Source organism: Streptomyces adelaidensis (assembly GCF_016598475.1).
GTDB classification, from domain to species: Bacteria; Actinomycetota; Actinomycetes; order Streptomycetales; family Streptomycetaceae; genus Streptomyces; species Streptomyces adelaidensis.
In genome coordinates this window covers 1-24623 of the sequence record NZ_JAEMUX010000106.1, presented here as the reverse complement: position 1 = coordinate 24623, position 24623 = coordinate 1, and the positions used below count along the sequence as shown (strand labels likewise).

Genomic DNA, 24623 nt, shown 5'->3' with positions numbered 1-24623 from the left:
TTCAGCCCAACCGCAGGTGGTGCAGCATCAACAACGCCGCGACGGCGTTGGCCGACCGGATCTCGCCGCGCGCCACCAGCCCCGGGATCGTCCGGAGAACATCCGGCGCGGCCCTATGAGACCGGCGGAGCCGCGCATACGGGTACGCCACGATGCGAAGGCCGAAACCCGATGACCCCATTCCACAGGCAACTGCTGCCACGCCCCCTCGGCACGGCCACCCACTCACCCGCTTCGGAGGATGATCAGACGGGGTGAGTGGCTACGTGACCGGGAGGGCGTGGGCGACTCAACAGCCCACCGGCGCAACGAGATCAGACCTTCTCCGCCACCACCCGCGGATGCCCGGCCGTAAGCAAGCCGACGTCCTCGACGTCGGAGGTCAGAATCGTCACCCGGCCCGGATGCTGCAGGGCGGTCGCACACAGCATGGCGTCGATGGCGTACTTGTGACCGTGCAGTCCGGCGTCACGTAGCAGCGCGGCAGCCGACTGGGCGAGGGCCTGGGTCACCGGCTCCACCCGCAGCCGAGACAGCGTCCAGCGCAGCGCGGCGTCATTGATCCGCGGATGGATCACCTCGACCAACACCGCGGCCGAGGTGACGATGGGGAAATCGGCGTCCCGGGCCGCCGCCAGCCACTCGTGCACTTCCTGATCCCGCTGCACGGCCTTCGCCAGTCCCTCACTGTCCAGAACCAGCACACCGCTCACGCGGCAACCCCCGCACCGGACGCCTCCCCGGTGAGCCGTGCCCGTTTCGACGCCACCGCCTCCGGATCAGCGGGACCATGCGCCTCTTCAAATCCTGAGATCAGCTCGTCGAGGTTGTCCCGCTCTATCTGCCGCTGCGCCGCCTTCTCCAAGTACGCCGACACACCCCGCTTACCGACCCGCTCACGAATCGCCTGCAACGTACCGGCCGTCAACGTGACGGAAATACCGCTGCTCGGACCGTCACCAAGCGGAAACTCACCACTATCACCCATGCCTCCACTATGGCATCCAAAATGCCATAACGCGACCACCTCCCAGGAACCGTCCCCACCACCCCGACCACCCGCAGTCCGAGCAGCGAGTCGCAGCCTCCTCCGCTGGTCCAAGGCGGCCCGGCCACGGCCGGGCCTGCGCTCCAGTGCCACAGTTCGGAGAATCCCGTGGCGTCGGGCACACGCCCGCCAATCAGTCGTTTCCGAGGCGATCATGTGGGCAAGGCGGCGATCGCGGCATCCCAGGGGTTGAGGGAAGTCTCCGGTCTGGCTGGTCGGCCTGCCCCTCAGCCGTTCAGGCCCAGCTCGCCCGCGCGTACCCCCGCCTGGAAGCGGGAGCCCGCGTCGAGGGTGTCGAGGAGTTCGGCGACCCGGCGGCGGTAGGTGCGCAGGGACATGCCGAGGTCCCGCGCGGCTGTCTCGTCGGTGGCGCCCGATCCCAGGGCGCGTAGGACCGTCCGGCTGTCGGCATCGAGCTGGGGCCGCTCGCCGCGCAGGAAGGCTTCGAGGTCGGTGGCGGTCTCCCAGGCGGCTTCGAACAGCGCGTACACCCCACCGACCAGGGTGGGGGCCGTGGACAGGGTGTACTCGCGGCCACCGGGGGTGTCCGAGCCGGCCAGGATCACGAACCGACGGTCGATGACGATCGTTTCGTGCGGGAGAGCGGTGGCGGCGATCCGCACCCGGGCGCCTCTGCCGACGAGCTCACCGAGATGCCCGCGGCTGCGCTCCTCGGCCAGCGCGGCCGAGCTGTACAGCTTGCGGATCTGGTGAGTGCCGCTGTCCCGTACCAGGTCGCGGGCGGCCTGCCGGGCTCCGAGGCGAGACCAGGTGTCGAGATCGCGGGCGGCACAGACGAACTCCTCGCGGACAGAGGAGAACAGATGCCCGGTACGAGTCAGAAGCTCAAGGTCACCGCGGATCGTCACGATCTCTGTCACCCCGCCATTCTGCCCGATGGCAGCAAGCTGCCACGGGTTCGGATTGCGAACCCTCCACCGCGCAGGCTCAGTTCATGAGCGATGACTTCCGCGACTCCGGCGACTCCGGCGGCTTCCGCCGCTTCCGCCTCGGTGGCGACCTTCCGATCAACCGGCTCGGCTTCGGGGCCATGCGCCTGCCCACCCACAGCTTCCACGGCCCGCCCCGCGATCCCGAGACCGGCCGCGCCGTCCTGCGCCGCGCCCTGGAACTCGGCGTCGACCACATCGACACCGCCGCCTTCTACACCAGCGGCGACGGCACCGTTCGTGCCAATGCCCTGATCCGGGAAGCCCTCCATCCCTACCCGGCCGGCCTGGTCATCGCCACCAAGGTCGGCCCGGTCCGCACCCCCGAAGGCGGCCTGGCCGCGCCCAACGATCCGGCGGGCCTGCGACAGCAGGTCGAGGAGAACCTCGAAACCCTCGGCGTGGACCGTCTCGACCTGGTCCATCTGCGTATCGGCGGCATAGATCCGCCGCCGCACGGCGAATCCGTCGCCGCACGCTTCGAGGTGCTGGCCGCGCTGCGCGAGGAGGGCCTGATCCGCCATCTCGGCCTGAGCAACGTCGACACCGATCACCTCGCCGAGGCCCGCGCGATCGCGCCCGTAGCGGCCGTCCAGAACCACTTCCACGCCGCCAGGCGCGACGACACGGAGGTGCTGGCCGCCTGCGAGAAGGCCAGCATCGCCTACGTACCCTACTTCCCCCTGGGCGGCGGCCTGAGTGACCTCTCCGGTGACCGCATCACCAAGGTCGCGGCCCGGCACGGCGCCACAGTCCCCCAGATCGCCCTGGCCTGGCTGCTCACCTCCTCACCCATCACCCTGGCCATCCCCGGCACCGGCTCCCTGGCCCACCTGGAGGAGAACACCGCCGCCAGGTCGATCACCCTCACCCCGGAGGACCTCTCCGACCTCACCTGACGCGAGGACCCCGCCCAGCGAGAAGCCCCAGGCCGCTGACCTGGGGCTTCTCGCTTCGGGCCGGAGGCCCTCTACCGCTACTAGCTCTGGGAACCCTCGGCGTCGCGCGCCGCGGCCGCAGCCGTGACATCCGTCAGCTTCCAGCGCTGGTTCGAGCCCGAGTTGGGCCACCACAGGCCGACACCGGCGCCGTCCTGCGTGGACTGGCCGTAGACGTCCGGGAGTTGGCCGGTGGCCGCGTTCACCAGGGTCCAGGTGCTGTCGCCTGTTGTGGAGAGGATCCACTGGGCTGCCTCGTCGCGGCTGCCTGTGTCGGGCTCGGCCACCAGGGAGCCTTCGCGGATGGCGAGGCGCTTGTCCGAGGTGGGCTCGGTCAGGGCGTAGTGGGTGCGGTTGTTCGTCTTGCCCCGGCCGATCTGGTCGAGCTGCCACTGCTGGCCACTCGGGTCAGTCGTGTTGGGGGTCTTGATGACCAGGCTCTTGCCGTCGGCGGCGATGGAGAGGTTCTTGCTGCTCTGGGTGCCGGTCAGGGTGTAGGTGTGGTTGTCCTGGAGCTCGGCCTCGGACTTCGCGACGCCCGAGACACCCTTGACCAGGAACGAGGTCACCGACTGGGCCGGGACCGTGATCGTGGCCTGCTTGCCGGTCACCTTCACCGGCTTCTGGCGGAGCAGCTTGCCGGCGGCGTCGGTGACGACGGGGGTGACCGTCGCGGACTTCGAGACCTTGCCGAACTTGGAGAGGTCCAGCGTGACCGCGCGGGATTCCGTCGTGCTGTTGACGTGGACGATTGTCGCCTTGTCGCCGTTCTTCGAGACGGCGGCGGTGCTGGAGGTGTCGTCCGTCTTGATGAGGCGGTCGCCCGGCTTGATGTAGTGCGTGAAGTTGCGAGCCGTGTCGAACTTCGTGTTCGTGTAGATGGGGCAGGTGGCGAGGGTGTCCGAGGACTTGCAGGCGAAGGAGAGCTGGATGGAGCCCCAGTTGCCGCCCTTCGCGGACTCGCCGCCGGGCTTCATGTTGTCGTAGTCCTCGACGGGCTGCCAGAAGACCCAGGCCTCGGGCTCCAGTTCGCGGAGGTCGTCGACCATGCGCTGGGCGAGACCGAGGCCGGGGCGCATGTCGGTGAAGCTCTGGCCGTCGCCCCAGTCGCCCTCGACCTCGCTCATCCAGAGCGGCTTGTCGGCGGCCTTGGCGAGGTCGCGGACGGTGGTGCGCTGGCCGGTGCCGTAGGTGTGGACGTTCATCTGGCCTACGAGGTCGCGCACTTCCTGGGGGTAGGAGTTCCAGTTCGTGGCGAAGGTGCCGGGGTTGGTCTCGTCCATCGCGGAGATCTCCGCGTGGGTACGGGAGTCCGACAGGACCGGGCCCAGCGCCTTGATGACCTTCTGCTGGAGCTCGGGGCCGATGTGGGCGCCCTCCTGGCGGCCGCCGGTCGGCTTGCCGTCGGCGCCGAGCTTGGTGCCCCAGTAGTTGGTGTTCGGCTCGTTGAACGGGTCGAGGGTGTCGACCTTGATGCCGTGCGCCTTCTCCAGCAGCTCGGTCGCGCCCACCAGATACTTGGCGAAGTCGTCCACCGACTCCTCCTTGAGCTGGTCCTTCGACGCGTCGAAGTTGCCGGAGACGTAGCCGCTCTCCGTCATGAACCACGGCGGGGAGTTGCTGAACGTCTCCCAGTGGTCGATGTCGTTCTTGATGCGGTCGACCCACCAGCGCTGGGTGGCGTCGGCGTTCTTGTTCCAGTCCTTCTTGTCGTCGGCGCTCCACCAGTCGACGTCCTCGCGGGTGGTGCCCGCCGGGGCCTTCCACCAGCCCTCCACCGCACCGCCGGCGCGCAGGTAGTCCTGGACGTCCGGGGCGTTGCCGCCGCCGATGTTGTAGCGGGCGATGTTGAGGTTGAGGCCGTCCTTGCCGAAGAGGAGGTCGGCGAGTTCGTTTCGTATCTCGTCCGGGTAGTCGCCGGTGGCGTTGGCGAACCAGACGAGGCTGGTGCCCCAGCCCTCGAAGCTCTGGCCCTTGTAGGAGGGGTCAGGGCGGACCGTCACCCCGGCGGCGGCCGTCGTGTCGGCGTGCGCCATCGGCAGGGAGGTGGTGGCCATGGCGGTCCCGGTCGCGAGGGCGGTGATGCCGATGGCCCCGAGGAGCCGTCTCGTACGGGTGCGGTGTGCCATTCGAGTACTCCAGCTCTTCCGTGTGCCGCGTCCCAGCGGCGCACAGAGATCGGGGCCCGCATGTGCGGTCGGTGCGGTGTGGTGCCTTTGTGTGTGGTTCTGCGCTCTCTCGTACGCTTTTGTCTCAGTGCGTCCACAACGCACTCAGTGAATGTTTACGTAAACATTCACTGAGCCGGATGTCTACACTGTGCGAATCTCAGCGGTCAAGGACTCGTCAAGGGTCAACAGGGGCTCGTTCCGGACCGGACGTCGTCAGGCACGCGACCCAGGGGGACAAGGTGGACACAACCGACGGTGGTACGAGGAGACGCGCCGGGCGGCCTCGGCAGGGGCCCTCGATGGGAGATGTCGCGCGGCTCGCCGGTGTCTCCGCCCAGACCGTCTCCCGGGTCTCCAACGGGTTCCCGGGGGTCACCGAGGAGACCCGGCGGCAGGTGCTGGCCGCGATGCGGGAGCTGGACTACCGGCCCAACAGTGCCGCGCGGGCGCTGCGGCGCGGGGAGTTCCGGACGCTCGGCGTGATCACCTTCTCCCTCTCCACGCTGGGCAACATCCGCACCCTCGACGCGATCGCCACGTCTGCCGCCCGGGAGGGGTACGCCGTCACGCTGCTGCCCGTCGCCGTGCCCACCCAGGACGAGGTGCACGGGGCCTTCTCCCGCCTCGGGGAACTCGCCGTGGACGGCGTCATCGTCATCATGGAGGTCCATCTGCTCGACGCGGCGACCGTCTCGCTGCCGCCCGGTATGCAGGTCGTGGTGGCCGACTCGGACGCCGGCGACCGCTACACCGTCGTCGACACCGACCAGGCGGGCGGGGCGCGGGACGCCGTACGGCATCTGCTGGGGCTCGGGCATCGGACGGTGTGGCATCTGGGCGGGCCCGAGGAGTCCTTCGCGGCGCAGCGGCGGGCCAACGCGTGGCGTGCGACGCTCGACGAGGCGGGTCTCCTCGCGCCGCCGCTGGTGCGCGGCGACTGGTCGGCGGAGTCCGGCTACCGGGCCGGGCTGCGGCTCGCCGAACAGCCGGACTGTACTGCCGTGTTCGCCGCGAACGACCAGATGGCCCTGGGTCTGCTGCGCGCCCTCGACGAACGCGGCCGGAAGGTCCCGGACGACGTCAGCGTCGTCGGCTTCGACGACATCCCCGAGTCCGCGTCGTTCCTCCCGCCCCTCACCACCGTCCACCAGGACTTCGCCGAGGTGGGGCGCCTGTGTGTGGAGGGGGTGCTGAGCAAGATGCGTCAGGATGTCGCCGGGTACGGCACGACGCTCGTCCCCACCCGGCTCGTACGGCGGCGGAGTACGGCACCGCCGCCGGCCGGTCGTTAGCGGGCGGGGCGGACGGACGGGGGCCGGGGGGCTGCGGCCTCTGGGTCGTCCGGCGGGCCGCGCGTTTGGCGGATGGGATGGGGTGGGTAGTTCGCCGTCGCCCCGCACCGGATCGTGCCGCATCGCGGCGGTTCGCACCGCATCGCGGCGGTTCGCACCGCATCGCACTGGATCGCACTGGATCGCACCGCGCTGGACCGTGCCACTGAGGAGACAACGTGAGGGTCGTCATCACAGGTGCGTTTCGGGTTTCTGGGCCGTCGGCTGACCGACGCGCTGCTGCGGAGGCGGGCGTTCGGTGGCGCGCCGATCGCACGGCTTGTGCTCGTCGACCGTGTCGTGCCGCCCGGTTCTCCGGCCGCGTCGGACCCGCTCGTGGACCTCGTGCACGGGGACGTGGTCGAGCGTCTCGATGATGTGTTCGCCGAGCCGGTCGATGTGGTGTTCCATCTCGCCGCCGCGGTGTCGGCCGAGTGCGAGGCCGACTTCGACCTCGGTATGCGCGCCAATGTGGGCGCCACCCGCGCGCTGCTCGACGCGGCCCGGGCGCAGTCGGCCGGCGGCGGCCCGACGCCGCGGGTGGTGTTCGCCAGCAGCCTCGCCGTCTACGGTACGAGCCCCGGGCTACCCCTGCCCGCGGTGGTCAGCGAGTCGTCGCTGCCCCTGCCGCAGTCGAGTTACGGGACGCAGAAGCTCGTCTGCGAGCAGCTGATCGCGGACTACACGCGCCGGGGCTTCCTCGACGGACGCGTCGCCCGCCTGATGACCGTCGCGGTGCGGCCGGGCCCGCCGAACGCGGCCGCCTCCGGCTTTCTGTCCGGCATCGTGCGCGAGCCGCTCGCGGGACTCCCGGCGACCTGCCCGGTACGGCCCGACCTGCGCGTGGCCCTGGCCTCACCGCGACGCACCGTCAAGGGGATCCTGCGCATCGCGGAGGCCGAGCGCGGCGTCGGGCCGGGGCGGCTCGAAGGCCCGCTGCCGGTCAACCTTCCCGCGCTCACGGTCTCGGTCACCGAGATGCTCGCCACGCTGCGGCAGGTGGCCGGCGATGCCGTCGCCGACCTGGTGACCGTCACGCCCGACCCCGCCATCGAGGCGATCGTGGCCTCGTGGCCCGCCGACTTCGACAACACACGTGCCGCCGCACTCGGTCTGGAGCCCGACCCGGACTTCCTGTCCCTCGTGCGGGACTACCTCGCCGATCATCCCGACGCGTGCGTCTTCCGATCCGGCGGGTGAGCCTCAGGGGGTGTCGTGGATGGTGGCCGCGATGCCGTTGACGATCTTCACCTCGCCGCTGAAGCCCTTCTTGGCGGCGCTCTCCAGTTCGGCCTCGGTGCACTGGGTGCCGCCCTCCTGGCCTTCCCCGACCCCCGGGCCGCCGCAGACGTTGCCGTAGCCCCAGATCTCGGTGTCCTCGGCGACGAAGAACTGCTGCGCGGTGCCGTGCTCCTCGGTGACCGTGTACTTGCCCGGCGCCAGGTAGGAGACCGCGCCGTACCAGGTTCCGTTGACGCCCTTGCCCTTGTTGATGCCCTCGATGGGGGTGTCGCGGGAGCCGGAATCGGAGCCGGAGCCGGAGCCGGAGTCGGAACCGGCGTCAGCGTCCGAGCCCGTGCCAGCACCCGTACCCGTACCCGTGCCAGCACCCGTACCCGTACCCGTGCCAGCACCCGTACCCGTACCCGTGCCAGCACCCGTACCCGTACCGGAGCCGGAGCCGGTCGTGCGGCGCTCGGAGACCAGGGTGGCGACTCCGGCCTTCATCGTGACGTCGGCGTTGACGGCGCCCTTCTTGGTGGCGGTCTCCAGCTGGTCCAGCGTGCAGGGTGCGTCGACCTTGGCCTGCGCTTCGCCGCATATGGTGCCCGTACCGTAGACCTCGGTGTCGTCGGCGACCCAGAACTGCTGATCGTCCTTGCCGGGGGCGGAGACGATGTACTTGCCCGGCGCGAGGTAGGTGACCGTGCCGTTGCTGAACGTCCCGCTGACACCCCTGGACTTGCCCGTCTGACCTGTCTTCTCCGCGACCTTGTCCACGACCGCGGCCGCCTCCTTGGTGCCGTTGCCGGAGGACGAGCCGCCGGCGGCCGCGGTGTCGTTCTGACAGGCGGTCATCAGCAGTCCGGCGGTGATCGCGGCGGCGACGACGGCGGCCTTGCGCAGGTGGCGGTTCGTCACGGTAAATCCCTTCCGAGGTGGGGGAGTTGGCGGGACCGGCGCTGCTGCTGCCGTTCCCCGCGGTGTGACCTGTATGAGGACCCGTCAGGCCCGTGGGTTCACCCGTCATCGGAAGACGACACCGTTGTCACACAGCGGTGACACAGCACCACTTGGGGCGCGAACGGCCGCACCCCGGCGCGCCGGTTGGCGCGGACAGGGCGCGTACCACCGGGGTCATTTCTTCTTCGTGGTCTTCTGACGGAGGAGGGTCATGTGGGTGTGGCGGCGACCGGCGTAGCGGGCCAAGGCCTGGTCGAGCTGGTCCGGTGAGGCCTCGATCCGGTAGTTCTCCAGGGTCAGGAGGCGCAGACCGCCGTGCCGGCGCGGGAAGGGCAGCCACAGTGACCGGGGTATGCCGGCCCCATGGCGTGGCCACAGGACGAGGGCGTGTTCCTCCGGGTCGGCGGAGCGGGCCACGATGCCGATGCGGTCCACATCGCCCCAGGGGATGTGGAGTTGACGGTTGCCGAGGGCTCTGAGGGTCAGCCCTGACGGGCCCACGTGGAGGCGTACATGGTGTCCGCCGGTGAGGAAGTACACGAGGGGACCGAGGACGAAGAGCGGGCGCAGCAGCAGGTCCTGCATGACATGGATCCAATCGGAAATCCGAGGCAGATCCTGCAGTAGCACGCTGATCACGAACGGGGAGCAGCCTGCCAGGCACACGAGGGCGGAGACCCGCGCCGGCTGGCAGCCTCGGAACGTGAGGCCGGTCCCGGGCGCTGCGGCTGCCTCGGGTGATGTCCGCAGCCAGGCCTCACCCGGCAGGGCGAGCTGTTCCTCGTCCGCGAACCGCGCCAGCGCGGCCTCCAGGAGCCGCTGGTCGTACGTCACTTCCTGGAGCAGACACAGGGTCAGGGCACCCGGGGCCAGCCTCGGCAGCAGCATGTTCGTACGGTCGGCCCGCCCCGCCGGGCTCCCGGTGGGCCGGATCGCCAGCAGGCCCAGGTGGCGGGCACCGCGGGGCCAGTTGACGACGCCGACCCGCTCGATCTCCGTCCAGGCGTACGCGATCTCCAGATCGCCCCGGGTCAGGGTGATCCCGGCCGCGCCGACCACCAGCCGCACAGGCCGCAGAAAACGCGACGCGGCGAACCAGGCCGTCCCGAAGAACAGCACGCACCGGACCAGGGCGAGCGGCGACGAAAGGATCTCCGCCGGCTGGAGGAGTGCGTCGAACGGAACGGACGCGCAGCCCAGGACCACGCCGAGCGCCGCCACGGCCGCGAGGAGGCGGCGGTCGGCGGAGAAGACCTGCTCCGTCTTCGGGACCGGGGTCTGCCGCACGGCGAGGTCGGGGCTGGGGGTCCACGCCGCCCCCGCGTACGTGGCGAGCGCGGCCTCGACGGCCTCCGGCGTCGTCGTGAGCCTGCGCAGGTCCGCGTAGCGCAGGGTGCCCTCCGCGTCGTCCTGTTGAGGCCCCGCGCTCCTCCGGCTCGCCGTCTGCGGGTAGACCCCGGGCATGGGTCGGACCATCAGTTCGTATCGGGGGCCGCGCAGCCGGGTCGCGGGGCGCCGGCGTATCCAGCACCGGCTGATCCGGTGCCACGGGTAGGAGAAGTGCTCGGTGTTCCCGTACTGCACCTCGACGCCGTCCGAACTCAGTACCAGCGAGTAGTCGGCCGGGTTTCGCTTCCCGAGGACCTGCGCCAGGGCGAAGAGGCCCAGGAACGGGAGGACCGCGAGCCAATGGTTCAGGTCGGCCGGGTTGAAGGGCTCGCCCTTGGGCGGCATGTTCACGGCCGCGACCACCACCAGGGCCACGGAGGCCGGCAGTCCGATGCTCCAGTTGCGGACGCGGTGGAAGGTGCCGCTCGGCCCGAACCGGATCTCGCCGCCCTTGGTCGGGACCGCGGGCCCGTCCTCCCCTTCAGCCTCCGTACCCTCCGCCGCCGCGCCCTTCCCAGGCCCGACCGCCGCCCTGTTCCGCACCAGCCCCAGCCGGGCGTGCCCGTCCGAGCTCTGCTGGCGTGGTTCCGGATACCCGCGCCGGGTGAGGGACTCGCACAGCGGGCGGTACAGGTCGCTGAGGGGCAGCAGCTCCGGGCCGGCCGGCAGGCCGTCGCGGAGGAGGCGGATGAGTTCGCCGCTGAAGGCGGTGTAGCGCTCGCCGACCGGGGCGTAGGAGGGGACGTTCGCGGAGGACGTCAGGATGTACGTGCCCCGGATGTTCAGCGCGTCGGCCGGCTCGGGCCGGTCGCCCATCAGCGTGTCCAGGATCCGGCCGCTGTTGCAGCAGTCGAGGATCAGCACCTTGTTGGGGCAGGGCGACGCTTCGAGGATCTCCCGGATCGCCTCGAACGGTATGGACGTCCAGCGCAGATCGCTCTCGTCCGTGCCGGTCAGGGCGAGGTGCAAGGTCAGGTCCTCGTTGAGGACGCCGTGGCCGCAGAAGTAGACGAGCAGGGTGTCCGTGGCGGTCATGGCGGCCTCGCGGACCGTGGCGCAGACCGCGCGCGGGTCCGTGGCGTCCTGTACGACCGTGCAGCGCTGGATCGGGAAGCCGCCGAAGGAGTCGGAGGTCAGCAGCTCCTGGAGGACCTCGAGGTTGTTGCGTACGGCGAGGAGGTCGGGCAGGTCGCCGTCGTAGCGGGAGGTGCCGATGAGGACCGCGCGGGAACCCCGGGGGTCCGGCAGTCGGAGGGTCACGGCTGCTGCGGGCCGGGCTGCTGCGGGTTCGGCTGCCGCTGGTCGCGCAGTGCGGCGTCGAGGAGGGTGTGGGCGTCGTCGGCGGAGTCGGCGGTGACCTTCACAGTGCGGCCGTCGGGAAGGGTGAGTTCCACGGTGGCCGCCGCCCGGCGCGCCTTGAGCAGCGCCGGGAGCGAGCGTACGAGGGCGGTGACGGCGCCGCTGCTGCCGAGGGCGATCGCCAGCAGCTCGATCCCCGACCCCATCTGGCTCTCCTCGGGAGCCTTGGCCATCAGGTGTACCCGGCCGCGCAGTTCGGGCTCCGCCACGAGACCTCGGCGCAGCAGGGCGAGGTCGGTGTCATCGGGAGCGGTGGCGTCGTTGTTCAGCAGCCTCAGCGTCACGTCCAGCATGTCGTCCCCCGCCCGTCGTGCCCCGATCATGTGCAGGACAGTGTGCAGTACGGGGCGGGGTCCGGCCCAGACCTGTGCCGCTGGTGAGGCTGCGTCAAGCGCCCTCTTTCCTGAGCTGGTTGGGAAGCCGGCTGTGTCGGTGGCGTACGCCCGTTACCGTGTGGGCCGTGAGTGGCATACGGGGTGGGCGGGGTGCCCGGGGGTGGTGGGAGCGGGGCCGGAACGGGCGGAGGCCGCGTTCGACGCGATCTCCGAGGCGGGCCGGGACGCGATGACCCAGCTGCGGCGGATGCTGGGGGTGCCGCGGGAGGGCGGTGGCGAGGGCCAGGAGCAGTACGGGGCGTACGGCGCCGGGGTCGCGTCGCGTGAGCCGCAGCCCGGGGTGGGGGACTGACTTACGGAGACGCCGACTTGTGCATCGCGGTGACGGATGACGGGCGGAGTCCGAAGGGTGCGTACGGCGGTGGGCTCGGCGGTGGGCGCGGGCTCGTCGGCGTGCGGGAGCGGGCCGCCGCGCACGGGGGTACGGCGGTGGCCGGGGCGAAGCCGGACCCGCTGGACCGGCCGGGCCGAACGGACCGGCCGGCGGCGAGCGAGGCCGGTTCGTTCCCGGGATTTAACCTACGACCCCTTGGCGACTCCCCTTCTACGCGCGTAACTTGAGCCGACTCCCCCACACCATCGCTTCGACGTGCCCGATGTACGAGGAGACCGCCAGCGTGTCCAGATCCGACAGAGCCCCGGGGGCCCGCGCCCGCCGCGCCGCCTACCCACTCATATCCGTCGGCGCGGCCGGCGCGCTCGCGTTCACCGCGCTGCCCGCCGCGTTCGCCGCGCCGTCCGCCACGGCTGTGATCGCCGAGGTGTACGGCGGTGGGGGGAACTCGGGGGCGACCCTGGTGCGGGACTTCATCGAGTTGGGCAACGCGGGCGCCGGGGCGTACGACCTGGCGGGTTACAGCGTGCAGTATCTGCCGGGGTCGCCGTCGGCGTCCTCGCAGTGGCAGGTGACGGCGCTGAGCGGTTCGGTGGCGCCCGGCGGCCGGTATCTGGTCGCCGAGGCGGCCGGCAGCGGCGGTACGACGGCGCTGCCGACGGCCGACGCGACCGGGTCTGTGGCGATGAGCGCGACCAGCGGCACGATCGCCCTGGTCGCCGGTACCACCGCGCTGACCTGCAAGACCGCGGCGGACTGCGCGGCGGACACGAGCGTCGTCGACCTCGTGGGTTACGGCAGCGCGGTCGTCCGGGAGGGCGGCGGGCCGGTCACCGGCGCCTCCAACACCGCCTCCGTCGCCCGCGCCGCCTCCCTCGCGGACACCGACGACAACGCGACCGACCTCGCCTCCGGCACGCCGTCCCCCGTCAACTCGGCCGGTCAGACGTCGGGTTCGGGCGACGGCGATGGGGATGGAGACGGTGACGGGGACGGTGGCGGGTCCACCGAGCCCGGGCCCGTCCGGGTCCACGACATCCAGGGCACCACCCGGCTCTCCCCGTTCACCGGGCAGACGGTCACCCGGGTTCCCGGCATCGTCACCGGCGTACGGAAGTCCGGGTCGAAGGGGTACTGGATCCAGGACCCGCAGGCCGACAGCGACCCCCGTACCGGTGAAGGTGTCTTCGTCTACACCGGGTCGGCGGAGCCTGCCGTGGCGGTCGGGGACTCGGTGCTGGTGAGCGGCAAGGTCACCGAGTACTACCCGAGCAGCACCAGCCAGTCGGTCACGGAGATCACCGGGCCGACCGCGACCGTGCTGTCGAGCGGCAACGCGCTGCCGGCGGCCGTCACACTGGACGCGGCGACCGTGCCGGACGCGTACGTGCCCACCGCGGGCGGCGGCAGCATCGACGCGCTGCCGCTCGAACCGGACGTGTACGCCCTGGACTTCTACGAGGCGTTGGAGGGCTCACGGGTACAGGCTTCCGACACCCGGGTGGTCGGCGCGACCACGGAGTACGACGAGGTGTGGGTGACGGTGAAGCCGGAGGAGAGCCCGAGCGCCCGCGGCGGCACTCTGTATTCCGCCTACGACCAGCCCAATACCGGCCGGATGAAGGTGATGTCGCTCGACACCACCACCGCCTTCCCGGTGGCGAACGTCGGTGACGAGCTGTCCGGCACCACAAGCGGGCCGCTCGACTACGCGTCCTTCGGCGGCTACAACCTCCAGGCCACCGAGCTGGGCACCCTGGTCGACAACGGGCTGAAGCCCGAGGTGACCCGGCGTCAGAAGGGCGACGAGCTGGCGGTCGCCACGTACAACGTGGAGAACCTGGACGCGCTGGACGGCCAGGAGAAGTTCGACCGGCTCGCCGAGGGCGTCGCGGTCAGTCTCAGCTCGCCCGACATCGTCGCCCTGGAGGAGATCCAGGACGACAACGGCGCGACGAACGACGGGACGGTGACCTCGGAGGCCACCCTGACCCGGTTCACCGACGCGATCCGCGCGGCCGGCGGCCCCCGTTACAGCTGGCGCTACCTCGCCCCCGAGAACAACCAGGACGGCGGCGAGCCCGGCGGCAACATCCGTCAGGTCTTCCTGTTCAACGCCAAGCGGGTCTCCTTCACCGACCGGGCCGGCGGCGACGCCACCACGGCCACCGGGGTCGTGAAGACGCGCAAGGGCGCGCGACTCACGTACTCCCCGGGCCGGATCAACCCCACCAGCGACGCCTGGGGCAGCAGCCGCAAGCCGCTGGTCGGCGAGTTCGTCTTCCACGGCGAGCAGGTCTTCGTGATCGCCAACCACTTCGGTTCCAAGGGCGGCGACCAGCCCCTGCACGGCCGCTACCAGGAGCCGGCCCGCAGCTCCGAGGCCAAGCGCCAGGAGCAGGCGGCGGAGGTCAACACCTTCGTCAAGTCCCTGCTCAAGGCCGACCGCGACGCCAAGGCCGTCGTCCTCGGCGACCTCAACGACTTCGAGTTCTCGCAGACCATGACCGCCCTGACCGACGGCAAGGTCCTGAACCCGCTGATCGACACCCTCCCGGCCGCCCAGCGCTACACCTACGTCTACGAGGGCAACTCGCAGACCCTCGACCACATCCTCACCAGCCCGGCCGTCACGCACTTCGCCTACGACGTCGTGCACATCAACGCCGAGTTCGCCGACCAGGCGAGCGACCACGACCCGCAGATCGTACGGATCGACATCGGCAGGTGCCGCCGCGGCTGACACCCGATGAGCGAACCCCCGGGCCGTGGAACAGCCGGGGGGTTCGCGCATGTGCGGGACCGGCTAGCCGAACATGCCCACCTGGTAGTCGCCCGCCGGCTGCTGCACCATCACGTTCAGCCGGTTGAAGGTGTTGATGAGGGCGATGAGGGCCACCAGGGCGATGAGCTGGTCCTCGTCGTAGTGCTTGGCCGCGTTCTCCCAGACCGCGTCGGGGACGCCGCCGGCCGCGTCGGCGATCCGGGTGCCCTGCTCGGTCAGTTCCAGGGCGGCGCGCTCGGCCTCGGTGAAGACCTTGGCCTCCCGCCAGCACGCGATCAGGTGCAGCCGCGTGGGGGTCTCGCCGGCGTGCGCGGCATCCTTGGTGTGCATGTCGAGGCAGGCGCCGCAGCCGTTGATCTGGCTGGCCCGGATCCGCACCAGCTCCTGGGTGGCGAGCGGGATTCCGGCGTCGCTGACCACCTTGTTCGCCGCGACGAGGTGCTTGACGAGCTTGCCGGTGAGGGGGTTGGCGAGCAGGTTCAGACGCGCTTCCATGACGGGCTCCTTGTGTCTTCGTCTTCGCGGTGACAACACAAGGACGGACCGACCCGGGCCGGATGTGACACGGACGGATGTGACCCCCGTCACCTCCGCAGGACCGTCACCGGACTACGGCAGTTCCGTGCTCTCGACCGTACGGGTCGTGCCGTCGGTGAAGGTGAGGGTGACCGTGCCGGTGAGGAGGCCCTTGGGGTCGCCCTCGGGCCACCAGGCGGTCCAGCGGCCGTCCTGGACGGTGGCCTCGACGGTGCGGTCGCGGTCGCGGACGGTGATCTTCTCGACGCCGGAACCGACGGACCCGACGGCGTAGTTGACCTGGCCGGAGCCCTCGCCCCGAGCGCCGTAGGTGTCCAGCTCGATGCCGTCGGCGGGGAGGTCCAGGGCCGGGGAGACGGACATCGTGATCCCGTTGCCGTCCGAGGCGGCCAGGCAGTACACCGCGTCGCCGCCACGGCTTACCACCATCGAGGCCACGCTGCCCCGGATGTCCGCGTTGCTGACGTCGGCGGGGCCGGAGCCGTAGTCCTTCGTCAGGTCCAGGCACGCCTTCTCGGCGGCCGCGCCTTCTTCACCGGCCGAGCCCAGGCTGCTGGGCGTGCCGGTCCAGCTCGCCAACTCCGCCGAGGACAGGGGGCCTTGGGAGCCGAAGGGCAGTCCGGACAGTCCGCCGGTGGCGGTCAGCACGGCGAGACCCGCCGCGAGGGCGCCGGCCAGGGTGAAGGAGACCCGGCGTACGAGGGGGGCGCGGGAGGCGGGGCGGACCGAACGGCGCGCGGGCTCGGTGTCGGCGAGGATCGTGCGCAGCAGCGTCTCCTCGCGGTCGGTCTCGGCGGCGGTCCGCTCGGTGCGGGGCGCGGCGTCGAGGGGGGCAAGGCGGGACAGCAGGGTGTCGGTCGTGGCGGTGTCACCGTGCTTGGCGGTGGCGTCGTTCTCGGCCGTGTCGTGGTTCATCGCGGGGCTCCTGGTCAGAACGTCGTGGTGAGGGCGGGCGCGGTGGCGGCGGCCGTACCGAGGCGGGCGGCGAGGCGCCGTTTGGCGCGGGTCAGGCGCATGGCGTACGCGGCCCGCGTGCAGCCGAGGACCTTCGCCGCGTCCTTGGCGGAGAGCTGCTCCCACACGTGCAGTGCGAGGACCTCCTGGTCGGCCGGGTCGAGCGCCTGCCAGGCGGCGGCGAGGTCCGTCCGGCCGTCCACCAGCGCGGCCGGGTCGGCGGCCCGGGTCTGGCCGCCGGTCTCGGCGGCCTGCTGGACGCGCACGGCGAGCGCGGTGTGCCGGCGCATGCCGCGGTTGGCGTTCAGCATCACCTTGCGGGCCGTGCCGAACAGCCAGGGCCTCGGGTCCTCGGGCAGTTCGCGACGCCTGCGCCACGCCGCGAGGAACGTCTCGCCGACGATGTCGTCGACGTTCATGGGATGGGCACGCCGGCGGACGAACCTCAGCACGTCCTCGTAGTGCGCCCGGTACACATCCGTGAACTGGGCCTCGGTGTCGATGGGCATGGCTTCCTTCCGTAGCTTCTGCCCCTACGTGTCCACGACGGCCACAGGTGCAACAGGCGATGTTCGAGCAACACCGCCCGGGACGTGAAAAGGCCGGGCCCGGCTCCGAGGAGCGGGGCCCGGCCTGGTCATGGGCGGTGCCGGTGGATGTCAGTAGAGGGCGATCCTCGGGTGGACCGTGCCCTCGGCCGCCGGGTCGGTGACGGTGAGGCGGTAGACCTGGGTCAGGGTCTCGCCCGCCGGCAGCGTGATCCGGGCGGTGGACAGGTCCGTGAAGAGGGTGCCGGTCTGGCTGCCGAGCTCGGCGGCCGTCCAGCAGCCGATGACGGTGCGGCGCTCGACCTTGACGTCCGAGGGGTCGAGGAACGGGCCGGTGTCCGGCGACTCCACCAGGAGCTGCGGGGCGACGGTCCGGTCCGCCGCCGAGTCGTTGCGGTAGGTGACGGTGACCTCGTGGGTCTCGCCGTCCGCCGCGAGCGGGGTGGTGGCGAGGTCGACGAAGTCGACGGGTATGGCGGGCGCCTGCTGGGTGCCGGCCGCCGGCGCGGTGGTCCGCGGCGTGGCCGCGGCGGCGGGTCCCGCCAGGGCGAGGCCGGCGAGCGCCGCGGTGACGGCGACGAGGAGACTCTTCTTGATAAGCACGTGCGCGGATCCTTCGTGGGTTGGGGGGGGTCCGGCCTGCCCATCTCTGGACGCGGGCCAGGGACGTTCCCAAGATTACGAAGGGAACACCGAAGACGGTAACTACCGCCGGGTAGTGGAAAGATCCCGTGGAAGAGCGGCCATATGGGAACTCCGCTCGCCTTTTCCCCTCTCCTGGGCTAGACAGGCTCCGAACCCACCCTGACCAGTGGGCACTTGGAGCACATCAGCACAGGGGGAAGCATCCATATGGCAGCACAACACCACGTACGCAGACGTGTCAGACTCGCGGGCGCCGCACTGACCGCGCTCGTCCTCGCGGGAACGGGAGCGGGGACGGCGACCCAGGCGATGGCCTCGCAGCAGACACCGCGGACACCGCAGACGCCGAAGTCACCCCGGACGTCGCACACACCCCCCGTACCCACCCTCACCTGGTCCGACTGCCAGGGCGGCTTCGAGTGCGCGAACGCCGACGTGCCGCTGGACTACCGGGAGCCGCGGGGCCGCACGATCACTCTCGCCGTGGTCCGCAAGAAGGCCGCGGACCAGACGAAGCGCAAGGGCACGCTCTTCATGCAGCCCGGCGGCCCCGGCAACTCCGGCGTGGACTTCGTCCGCAACAACCACTCGGACCTGCCGGCCGCGCTCCGCGACTCGTTCGACGTCTTCGGCTACGACGTACGCGGTGTCGGCCGCAGTTCGGCGCTCACCTGCTTCGACGACGCCCGCTACACCAAGGCCGTCACCGACGCCAAGGGCGTACCCACCGGCCCGGACGTGTTCGGCGCGGCCCTGCGCGAGGCGGCCGAGTTCAACCAGGCGTGCGTGGACAACGCGGGCGAGCTGCTGCCGTACATCGGCACGGAGTACGTCGCCCGCGACATCGACCTGCTGCGCCAGGCGCTCGGCGAGGAGCAACTCACCTACTACGGGCGGTCGTTCGGCTCGTACATCGGTACGGTCTACGCGGCGCTGTTCCCGAAGCGGGTGCGGGCCCTCGCGCTCGACGGGGCGTACGACCCGGTGCACTACGCCAACCGCCCGTACGCCTACGACCGGCCCCAGTACCTGGCGCTGGACGGCGCGATGAGCCGCTTCCTCGACTGGTGCGCCGCCGACCAGGCGACCTGCGGCTTCGGTGACGGCGACCCGCGCGCGGCGTTCGAGAAGCTGAAGAGCGACCTGGACGCCAATCCCGTACCGACCGCGAACGGCGGCCAGGCGAACGGCTACACCCTGGTCTACCGGCTGATGTTCAACATCAACGAGGGCAAGGTCATCTGGTCCTCGTTCGGCGCGGCCCTGCGCAAGGCGCAGCTGCGGGACAACACCTCGTTCCTGCTCCGGCCGCCGTCCCCGGCCAGCTTCGACTTCCTCGGCCCGAACGTGGCCGTCGAGTGCGTCGACCGGGACTACCCGAGCAGCATGCGCCTGCTGAAGCGGCACGTCACGGCCAACGCGAAGGCGGCGCCGCTGCTGGGCCCGGCCATGGCGTACGGTCCGCCGACCTACGACCACCAGCACGCCACCGCGTGCGTCCAGTGGCCCGGCAAGCAGGTCAGCCGCTACGACGGCTCCTACCGGGCCAGGGGCTCCGCGCCGATCCTGGTCCTCGGCACCACCGGCGACCCGGACACCCCCTACCAGGACGCGGTGGCGCTGACCCGGCGGCTCGACAACGCCTCGCTGGTGACGTTCGAGGCCGAGGGGCACACCGCGTTCGGCCGCAGCGCCTGCGCGACGGACGCGGTGATCGGCTACCTCGTCGACCTGACGGTCCCGGCCTCCGGCACCACCTGCGCGGACGAGACCCAGCCGCCGTCCTCCACCCCGAAGGTCGCCCCGCCCGGCACGACCCTCGGTGAACTCCGCAACGGCGTCAACGAGCGCGTCGACCGCATCGGCTCCGTGAGCTGACCGACCCCACGCGCTGACCCGCCCCGAGCCGGCCGGCTCGCTGAGCTGCTGATCAACCCTCCTCGGAAAAGAGATCGGGGATCCGGAACATCAGCTCCAGCGGGTCGGTCGGTGTTTCGTGGTGGGGGTCCGGGCCGGTCAGGGACTGCTCGGTCCAGATGCACTTGCCGGTGGCGGTGTAGCGGGTGCCCCAGCGCTGGGAGAGCGCGGTGATGAGCTGGAGGCCCCGGCCGCCCTCGTCGGTGTCGGTGGCCCGGCGTATCCGGGGCATCGTGAGGCTGCCGTCGAAGACCTCGCAGACCAGCTCGGAGCCGTGCAGCAGGCGCAGGCGGACGGGGCCCTTGGCGTGGCGTACGACGTTGCCGACGAGTTCGCTGGCGAGGAGTTCCGTGGTGGGCGCGAGGTCGTCCAGGCCCCAGGCGGCGAGCTGGTCGCGGACATGGCGGCGGGCCTGTCCTGCCGCCTTCGGGTCGTCGAGGAGCGACCAGGACGCCATCCGGTCCTCGGTGAGCGCGTGCAGACGGGCGACGAGGAACGCGGCGTCGTCGGCCGCCGGTTGCTCGGCGGGCAGCAGGCCCTCGGTGAGGGTGTCGCAGAGCCGCTCCAGGTCGGCGGCGGTGCCGTCGCTGTGGGCGGTGCGCAGCAGCCGGGCCAGGTCCGTCATGCCCTCGTCGATGGGCCGTTTCGCCGACTCGACCAGGCCGTCGGTGTAGAGCACGAGCAGGCTGCCCTCGGGCACCCGCAGCTCCACCGTCTCGAACGGCGGTCTCGCCGCGCCGAGCGGCGGGTCGGCGGTCGGTTCCGCGAAGTACACGGTGCCGTCGGGGTGCACCAGGGCGGGCGGCGGATGCCCGGCGCGGGCGAAGGAACAGATCTGGGTGGTGGAGTCGTACAGGGCGTACAGGCAGGTGGCGTACGAGTCCTCACCCATGCCGGCGACGAGGTCGTTGAGGTGGCTCATGATCTCGTCGGGGGGCAGTTCGAGGTCGGCGAGGGTGTGGACGGCCGTGCGCAGCCGGCCCATGGTGGCGGCCTCGGGCAGGCCGTGGCCCATGACGTCGCCGACGACGAGGGCGACCTGCCCGCTGGAGAGCGGGATGACGTCGTACCAGTCGCCGCCGACGTCCATGCCCTGCCCGGCGGGGAGGTAGCGGGCGGCGGCCTCGCAGGCGGCGAGCCGGGGCAGGTCCTGGGGGAGCAGGGCCCGCTGGAGTTCACGGGACCGGGTGTGTTCGAGGTCGTAGAGCCGGGCGCGTTCCAGAGACTGGGCGAGGAGGGCGCTGATCGTGGTGAGGAGGGTGCGCTCCTCGTCGGTGAGGCGGCGCGGCCGGTCGAAGGAGACGATGCACACCCCGAAGGTGTGGTCGGACGCCGTCAGCGGCAGGAACGCCCAGGACTGCTTCCCGGACGGGGCGAGCAGGTCGGCGTGCTGGGGCACGTGGGCGACGTACTCCTGCGCCGAGGAGATGAACACCGGGGTGCCGGAGTTGATCGCGTCCCAGGCTGGGCCGTACGGCTTTCTGGGGCGGTGGTCGAGGAGCTCGATGAACTCGTCCGAGTAGCCGACGGCGCCGACGTTGTGGAGCCGGCCGGCCTCGACGGTCTGGACGAGGAGGCCGGTGGCGGCGAACGGCGGCAGCACCCGGCGGGCGACCGCGTCGACCACGTCCCGCGAGGTGGTCGCCTTGGCGAGCGCGGCGGTCAACGCGGCTATGCGGCCGGCCCGTTCGGACGCCGCGCGTTCGGCGCCGCGGCGCTCCTCCGCCAGCCGCCGCCGCTCGGTGACGTCGGTGAGGTAGATGGTGCGGCCGTCGGGGCCCGGCACGAGCCGCAGGTGGAAGACGCGGCCGTCGTCCGGCATGCGCACATCGAACCCGGAGGGCTTCTCCTCGGCGGCGGCCAGCCGGCAGCGGAGCTCCAGGCAGGACGTCTCGCGCACCGAGGGCAGATCCCACAGCAGGCGCCCGAACAGCTCCTTCTCGGAGAGGCCCAGGGTCCGTTCGGCCTCCAGGTTGGCGAAGGTGATCCGCCAGTCGTCGTCCACGGCGAGGAAGCTGTCGCTCATGTGCCGCAGGGCCCGGCCGAGCGCGTCCCGGGCGGACCGCGACTCGTTGCTCTCCCACCCGACCCCGACCATCCGGTGGGGTTCGCCCCGCTCGTCGTAGGTGGCCCGGCCGCGCGCCCGCGTCCAGCCCCAGGTGCCGTCGAGGCGCAGTACGCGGTACTCCGCCTCGAAGACGGTGTGGTCGCGGATCGCCTGCTGGGCCGCCGCCAGGGTGGGGGCCAGGTCGTCGGGGTGGACGATCCGCATCCAGTTCTCTATCTGCCCGGTGAAGTCGGCCGGCCGCGTGCCGTACAACTCCAGCGCGGCCTCGTCCCAGAGCAGGTCGCCGGTGCGGATGTTCCAGTCCCAGGCGCCGACGCGGACCTCCTTGAGCGCCTGCCGCAGCTGCTCGGCGTTCGGCTCCGGGTGCGCGGGTCCGGTCGGGGGCGGTGCCTGGGCCATGCGGTCCTCGGCCCAGTCGACGAGTGCCCGCAGGAAGCCCCACTCCTCGCCGGTGGGCCGGCCCCGGTCGCCCGCGAGGAGGGTGAGCGCGCCGATCGTACGGTCGCCGCCGGACAGGGGGAGGGCGATCAGACCGGTGCCGGGCCAGGCGAGGGCCATGGATCCCAGCGGGGACCACAGTCCGCTGCCCCGGTGCAGGGCGCGGGCCGGGGGCAGCGGGCCCTCCTGGTCGATGATCTCCCAGGGGCGGGTGAGGGCGGGCGGGAGGCCGGTGACCGAGACCAGCCGCAGCGCGGACATGGGGCCCCTCAGGTGGATCATCCCGCCCAGCGCGCCGAGTTCCCCGACCGCGTGCTGGAGTGCCAGCCGGAAGACCTCGCTCTCCGCGACACCGGGGTCCACCGTGCTGAGCAGGGCCAGCCGTGCGTTCATACGCTCGACCCTAACGTTCCGCCCTCGCGTGAGGCAGTCCGCCACAGGAATTCCACAGTGACTCCCCCGCACCCAAGGACACACGTCAACAGTGCGTGTTTCATGGGCAGTTGACGATGGATCATGTTCGACGGACGGATGCCGGCGGACGGATCACGGCATCCCCGACCCATTCGAGGAGCGGCATGGACATCGGCGTATTCATCCCCATCGGCAACAACGGCTGGCTCATATCGAAGAGTTCACCGCAGTACCTGCCGAGCTTCGAACTGAACAAGGCGATCGTGCGGAAGGCCGAGGAGCACGGGCTCGACTTCGCGCTCTCCATGATCAAACTGAAGGGCTTCGGCGGCGAGACCGAGTTCTGGGACCACAACCTGGAGTCGTTCACGCTGATGGCGGGCCTGGCCGCCGTCACGGACCGCATCAGGCTGTACGCCTCGACGCCGATCCTCGCCCTCCCCCCGGCGATCGTCGCGCGCATGGCGGTCACCGTCGACTCGATCGCCCCCGGCCGCTTCGGCGTCAACATCGTCACCGGCTGGGCGCCCGGCGAGTACTCCCAGATGGGCCTGTGGCCCGGCGACGAGCACTTCGGCAACCGGTACGCCCGCGCCGCCGAGTACGTCACCGTGATGAAGGAGCTGTGGCGCGACGGCGTCAGCGACTTCAAGGGCGAGTTCTACGAGATGGACGACTGCGTGCTGTCCCCGCGCCCGGCGAACGGACACATCGACATCGTCGCGGCCGGCCAGAGCGGCACCGGGATGCGGTTCGCCGCCGAGCACGCCGACTTCAGCTTCATCCTGGGCAGCGGCGTCAACACGCCGCTCGCCCTCTCGGACTCCACGGCCACGCTCGTCGAGGCGGCGCAGCGGTCCGGCCGTGACGTCGGCGCCCTCTCCCTCTTCATGGTCATCGCCGACGAGACCGACGAGGCGGCCCAGGCCAAGTGGCGGGACTACCACGACAACGCGGACCACGCGGCGCTGGCGTACATGGCGGGCGAGTCGGCCACCGACACCACCGCCGACGAATCCTCGACCGCCCGCACCATCGTCCTCCCCGAGGGCGCGGTCAACTTCAACATGGGCACGCTGGTCGGCTCCTACGAGTCCGTCGCACGGATGCTCGACGAAGTCGCCGAGGTCGCCGGCACGAAAGGGATCATGCTGGTCTTCGACGACTTCCTCGACGGCATCGAGAACTTCGGCACACGCGTGCAGCCGTTGATGAGGTCGCGGGCGGGGCGGGCGCCCCAATAATGCACAAATAGGACAGTCAGCGTGACCAAGGTCCGCCGACCGTCGTTGGGCCGCTGCGACACGCCTCCGCGACACCGGCGTGTCGCGACCCCAGGATGTCCGGCCCGACCTCAGCAGGCGCCATGTTCAAGACGTTCAAGGCAGTCAAGACGTCGATCAGGACGTCGTTCAAGACCTTCGCCGAGCAGTACGCGAAGAACCAGCAGCTCAAACGGGAGCTGCTGGCCCAGCGCGGTGAGCAGGAGCGGCGCTGGCGGGAGGAGGACCGCACCGTCCTGCGGGCCGCCCTCGCCGCGAACCGGGTCGCCCTCGACCAGCACAACAGCACGCTCCGGCGCGCCGCCGGCGTCTCCTACCTCACCCTGCGCTGCCACGAGGACACCTGGACCTTCCTCGCCCGCACCGCGTTCGGCGTCTGGGAGCCCGGCTGGACCCAGAGCACCCGCGACCCGTACGACCGTGTCGGCCCCGGCGCGACGAAGGCGGCCCACTTCACCGCGGACCCCAACCTGCCGCCCGGCCGCATCACCAAGGCCGACGCGGGAATGCAGGACGTCCTGGTCTCCGGCCACAACCTCGTCCTGCTCCTCGACGCCCTCCGCGAGTCCACGGCCTCGGAGGCCACCGCCAACGGGGCCCGCTCCAAAACCCTCTACGACCGCCTCGCCGCCTTCACCGCCAAGCTCGACCCCACCGCACCCCCCGGCCGCACCACAGGCATCCTCTGCCGCATCGACGACAGCCTCCACACCCAGTACGTGACCCGGCCGCCGGGCGGCGGCGGGGCCACCAGGACCGGCCCCGACAACCCCACCGGCCCCGGCCGCCCCACAACAACCCCCCTCCTCCGCAAGGTCCCCTCCCCCACCACCCCGACCACCCGCCGCCGGCACCCGGAACGGACCGGCTCACCCGCCCAGTGAGTCGACGACGGAACACAGGCGCGGGGCCCCCCCCCCCGGGGGGGGGCCCGC

At 71.2% G+C, this 24623-nt stretch carries 19 protein-coding genes and 1 pseudogene; 8 read left to right on the top strand and 12 right to left on the bottom strand.

Annotation, left to right across the window (positions count from 1 at the left end):
* Nucleotides 1-314: 314 nt before the first annotated feature.
* The 3 genes from I8N67_RS36490 to I8N67_RS36480 form a co-directional block, all read right to left on the bottom strand.
* On the bottom strand, nucleotides 315-713 hold the full coding sequence (locus I8N67_RS36490) for a PIN domain-containing protein (protein ID WP_200308580.1): 399 nt from the start codon (nucleotides 711-713) through the stop codon (nucleotides 315-317).
* Nucleotides 710-988 (bottom strand): hypothetical protein, encoded by a 279-nt coding sequence (locus I8N67_RS36485; protein ID WP_200308579.1) that lies wholly within the window; start codon nucleotides 986-988, stop codon nucleotides 710-712. Before I8N67_RS36485 ends, I8N67_RS36490 begins: the two co-directional genes overlap by 4 nt.
* A 287-nt stretch (nucleotides 989-1275) precedes the next feature.
* Nucleotides 1276-1929: a DNA-binding response regulator gene (locus I8N67_RS36480; RefSeq protein WP_307835475.1), complete on the bottom strand. Its 654-nt coding sequence runs from the start codon at nucleotides 1927-1929 to the stop codon at nucleotides 1276-1278.
* A gap of 74 nt (nucleotides 1930-2003) precedes the next feature.
* Between I8N67_RS36480 and I8N67_RS36475 the strand changes: the two genes are divergently transcribed.
* Complete coding sequence (locus I8N67_RS36475) at nucleotides 2004-2897, top strand: aldo/keto reductase (RefSeq protein ID WP_200308578.1); 894 nt, start codon at nucleotides 2004-2006, stop codon at nucleotides 2895-2897.
* An 80-nt stretch (nucleotides 2898-2977) separates the two neighbouring features.
* Here I8N67_RS36475 and I8N67_RS36470 read toward each other — a convergent pair whose 3' ends face one another.
* Complete coding sequence (locus tag I8N67_RS36470; protein ID WP_200308577.1) at nucleotides 2978-5065, bottom strand: RICIN domain-containing protein; 2088 nt, start codon at nucleotides 5063-5065, stop codon at nucleotides 2978-2980.
* Nucleotides 5066-5406: 341 nt separating this feature from the next.
* Here I8N67_RS36470 and I8N67_RS36465 point away from each other — a divergent pair, with 341 nt between their 5' ends.
* Nucleotides 5407-6399, top strand: a complete 993-nt coding sequence (locus I8N67_RS36465; protein ID WP_200308576.1) for a LacI family DNA-binding transcriptional regulator — start codon at nucleotides 5407-5409, stop codon at nucleotides 6397-6399.
* A gap of 218 nt (nucleotides 6400-6617) precedes the next feature.
* A pseudogene (gene denD / locus I8N67_RS36460) lies at nucleotides 6618-7638 on the top strand (D-erythronate dehydrogenase).
* A 3-nt stretch (nucleotides 7639-7641) separates the two neighbouring features.
* Here denD and I8N67_RS36455 read toward each other — a convergent pair.
* The 3 genes from I8N67_RS36455 to I8N67_RS36445 all read right to left on the bottom strand — a co-directional run bounded on the left by I8N67_RS36455 (nucleotide 7642) and on the right by I8N67_RS36445 (nucleotide 11693).
* On the bottom strand, nucleotides 7642-8580 hold the full coding sequence (locus I8N67_RS36455; RefSeq protein ID WP_307835474.1) for a hypothetical protein: 939 nt from the start codon (nucleotides 8578-8580) through the stop codon (nucleotides 7642-7644).
* 216 nt (nucleotides 8581-8796) lie between these two features.
* Complete coding sequence (locus tag I8N67_RS36450; RefSeq protein WP_200308575.1) at nucleotides 8797-11271, bottom strand: caspase, EACC1-associated type; 2475 nt, start codon at nucleotides 11269-11271, stop codon at nucleotides 8797-8799.
* Nucleotides 11268-11693 (bottom strand): effector-associated constant component EACC1, encoded by a 426-nt coding sequence (locus I8N67_RS36445; protein ID WP_200308574.1) that lies wholly within the window; start codon nucleotides 11691-11693, stop codon nucleotides 11268-11270. The genes I8N67_RS36450 and I8N67_RS36445 overlap by 4 nt, the downstream gene beginning before the upstream one ends.
* Nucleotides 11694-11868: 175 nt before the next feature.
* On the opposite strand from I8N67_RS36445, the gene I8N67_RS44410 reads away from it, so the two are divergent.
* Together I8N67_RS44410 and I8N67_RS36435 are read left to right on the top strand one after the other, a co-directional pair.
* Nucleotides 11869-12057 (top strand): hypothetical protein, encoded by a 189-nt coding sequence (locus I8N67_RS44410; RefSeq protein WP_307835473.1) that lies wholly within the window; start codon nucleotides 11869-11871, stop codon nucleotides 12055-12057.
* A 382-nt stretch (nucleotides 12058-12439) separates the two neighbouring features.
* Entirely contained in the window at nucleotides 12440-14842 is a 2403-nt protein-coding gene (locus I8N67_RS36435) for a DUF8508 domain-containing protein (protein WP_307835476.1), read from the top strand.
* A gap of 63 nt (nucleotides 14843-14905) precedes the next feature.
* Here I8N67_RS36435 and I8N67_RS36430 read toward each other — a convergent pair whose 3' ends face one another.
* The 4 genes from I8N67_RS36430 to I8N67_RS36415 all read right to left on the bottom strand — a co-directional run bounded on the left by I8N67_RS36430 (nucleotide 14906) and on the right by I8N67_RS36415 (nucleotide 17526).
* Nucleotides 14906-15379, bottom strand: a complete 474-nt coding sequence (locus I8N67_RS36430) for a carboxymuconolactone decarboxylase family protein (protein ID WP_200308573.1) — start codon at nucleotides 15377-15379, stop codon at nucleotides 14906-14908.
* Nucleotides 15380-15493: 114 nt separating this feature from the next.
* Nucleotides 15494-16336 (bottom strand): hypothetical protein, encoded by an 843-nt coding sequence (locus tag I8N67_RS36425; protein ID WP_200308572.1) that lies wholly within the window; start codon nucleotides 16334-16336, stop codon nucleotides 15494-15496.
* Between the two features lie 14 nt (nucleotides 16337-16350).
* Nucleotides 16351-16884: an RNA polymerase sigma factor gene (locus I8N67_RS36420; protein WP_200308571.1), complete on the bottom strand. Its 534-nt coding sequence runs from the start codon at nucleotides 16882-16884 to the stop codon at nucleotides 16351-16353.
* A gap of 150 nt (nucleotides 16885-17034) precedes the next feature.
* The gene (locus I8N67_RS36415) at nucleotides 17035-17526 is read right to left on the bottom strand and encodes a hypothetical protein (protein ID WP_200308570.1); all 492 of its coding nucleotides are present in this window, start codon (nucleotides 17524-17526) and stop codon (nucleotides 17035-17037) included.
* Nucleotides 17527-17775: 249 nt separating this feature from the next.
* On the opposite strand from I8N67_RS36415, the gene I8N67_RS36410 reads away from it, so the two are divergent.
* A complete protein-coding gene (locus I8N67_RS36410) occupies nucleotides 17776-19446 on the top strand; it encodes an alpha/beta hydrolase (protein WP_200308569.1) in 1671 nt (556 codons plus the stop codon).
* 52 nt (nucleotides 19447-19498) lie between these two features.
* Here I8N67_RS36410 and I8N67_RS36405 read toward each other — a convergent pair whose 3' ends face one another.
* Nucleotides 19499-22384 carry a SpoIIE family protein phosphatase gene (locus I8N67_RS36405; RefSeq protein WP_200308568.1) on the bottom strand — a complete coding sequence of 962 codons (2886 nt, stop codon included), beginning with the start codon at nucleotides 22382-22384 and terminating at the stop codon, nucleotides 19499-19501.
* 185 nt (nucleotides 22385-22569) lie between these two features.
* Between I8N67_RS36405 and rutA the strand changes: the two genes are divergently transcribed.
* Together rutA and I8N67_RS36395 are read left to right on the top strand one after the other, a co-directional pair.
* Complete coding sequence (gene rutA, locus I8N67_RS36400; protein ID WP_200308567.1) at nucleotides 22570-23649, top strand: pyrimidine utilization protein A; 1080 nt, start codon at nucleotides 22570-22572, stop codon at nucleotides 23647-23649.
* A gap of 122 nt (nucleotides 23650-23771) precedes the next feature.
* On the top strand, nucleotides 23772-24572 hold the full coding sequence (locus I8N67_RS36395) for a hypothetical protein (RefSeq protein WP_200308566.1): 801 nt from the start codon (nucleotides 23772-23774) through the stop codon (nucleotides 24570-24572).
* The last annotated feature ends 51 nt before the right edge of the window (nucleotides 24573-24623 follow it).

Excerpts from the sequence above, each read along its gene's own strand:
- I8N67_RS36425 (WP_200308572.1), bottom strand. The coding sequence starts at position 16,336 with ATGAACCACGACACGGCCGAGAACGACGCCACCGCCAAGCACGGTGAC.
- I8N67_RS36485 (WP_200308579.1), bottom strand. The coding sequence starts at position 988 with ATGGGTGATAGTGGTGAGTTTCCGCTTGGTGACGGTCCGAGCAGCGGT.
- I8N67_RS36420 (WP_200308571.1), bottom strand. The coding sequence starts at position 16,884 with ATGCCCATCGACACCGAGGCCCAGTTCACGGATGTGTACCGGGCGCAC.
- I8N67_RS36430 (WP_200308573.1), bottom strand. The coding sequence starts at position 15,379 with ATGGAAGCGCGTCTGAACCTGCTCGCCAACCCCCTCACCGGCAAGCTC.
- rutA (WP_200308567.1), top strand. The coding sequence starts at position 22,570 with ATGGACATCGGCGTATTCATCCCCATCGGCAACAACGGCTGGCTCATA.
- I8N67_RS36410 (WP_200308569.1), top strand. The coding sequence starts at position 17,776 with ATGGCAGCACAACACCACGTACGCAGACGTGTCAGACTCGCGGGCGCC.
- I8N67_RS36475 (WP_200308578.1), top strand. The coding sequence starts at position 2,004 with ATGAGCGATGACTTCCGCGACTCCGGCGACTCCGGCGGCTTCCGCCGC.
- I8N67_RS36465 (WP_200308576.1), top strand. The coding sequence starts at position 5,407 with ATGGGAGATGTCGCGCGGCTCGCCGGTGTCTCCGCCCAGACCGTCTCC.
- I8N67_RS36470 (WP_200308577.1), bottom strand. The coding sequence starts at position 5,065 with ATGGCACACCGCACCCGTACGAGACGGCTCCTCGGGGCCATCGGCATC.
- I8N67_RS36395 (WP_200308566.1), top strand. The coding sequence starts at position 23,772 with ATGTTCAAGACGTTCAAGGCAGTCAAGACGTCGATCAGGACGTCGTTC.
- I8N67_RS36405 (WP_200308568.1), bottom strand. The coding sequence starts at position 22,384 with ATGAACGCACGGCTGGCCCTGCTCAGCACGGTGGACCCCGGTGTCGCG.
- I8N67_RS36445 (WP_200308574.1), bottom strand. The coding sequence starts at position 11,693 with ATGATCGGGGCACGACGGGCGGGGGACGACATGCTGGACGTGACGCTG.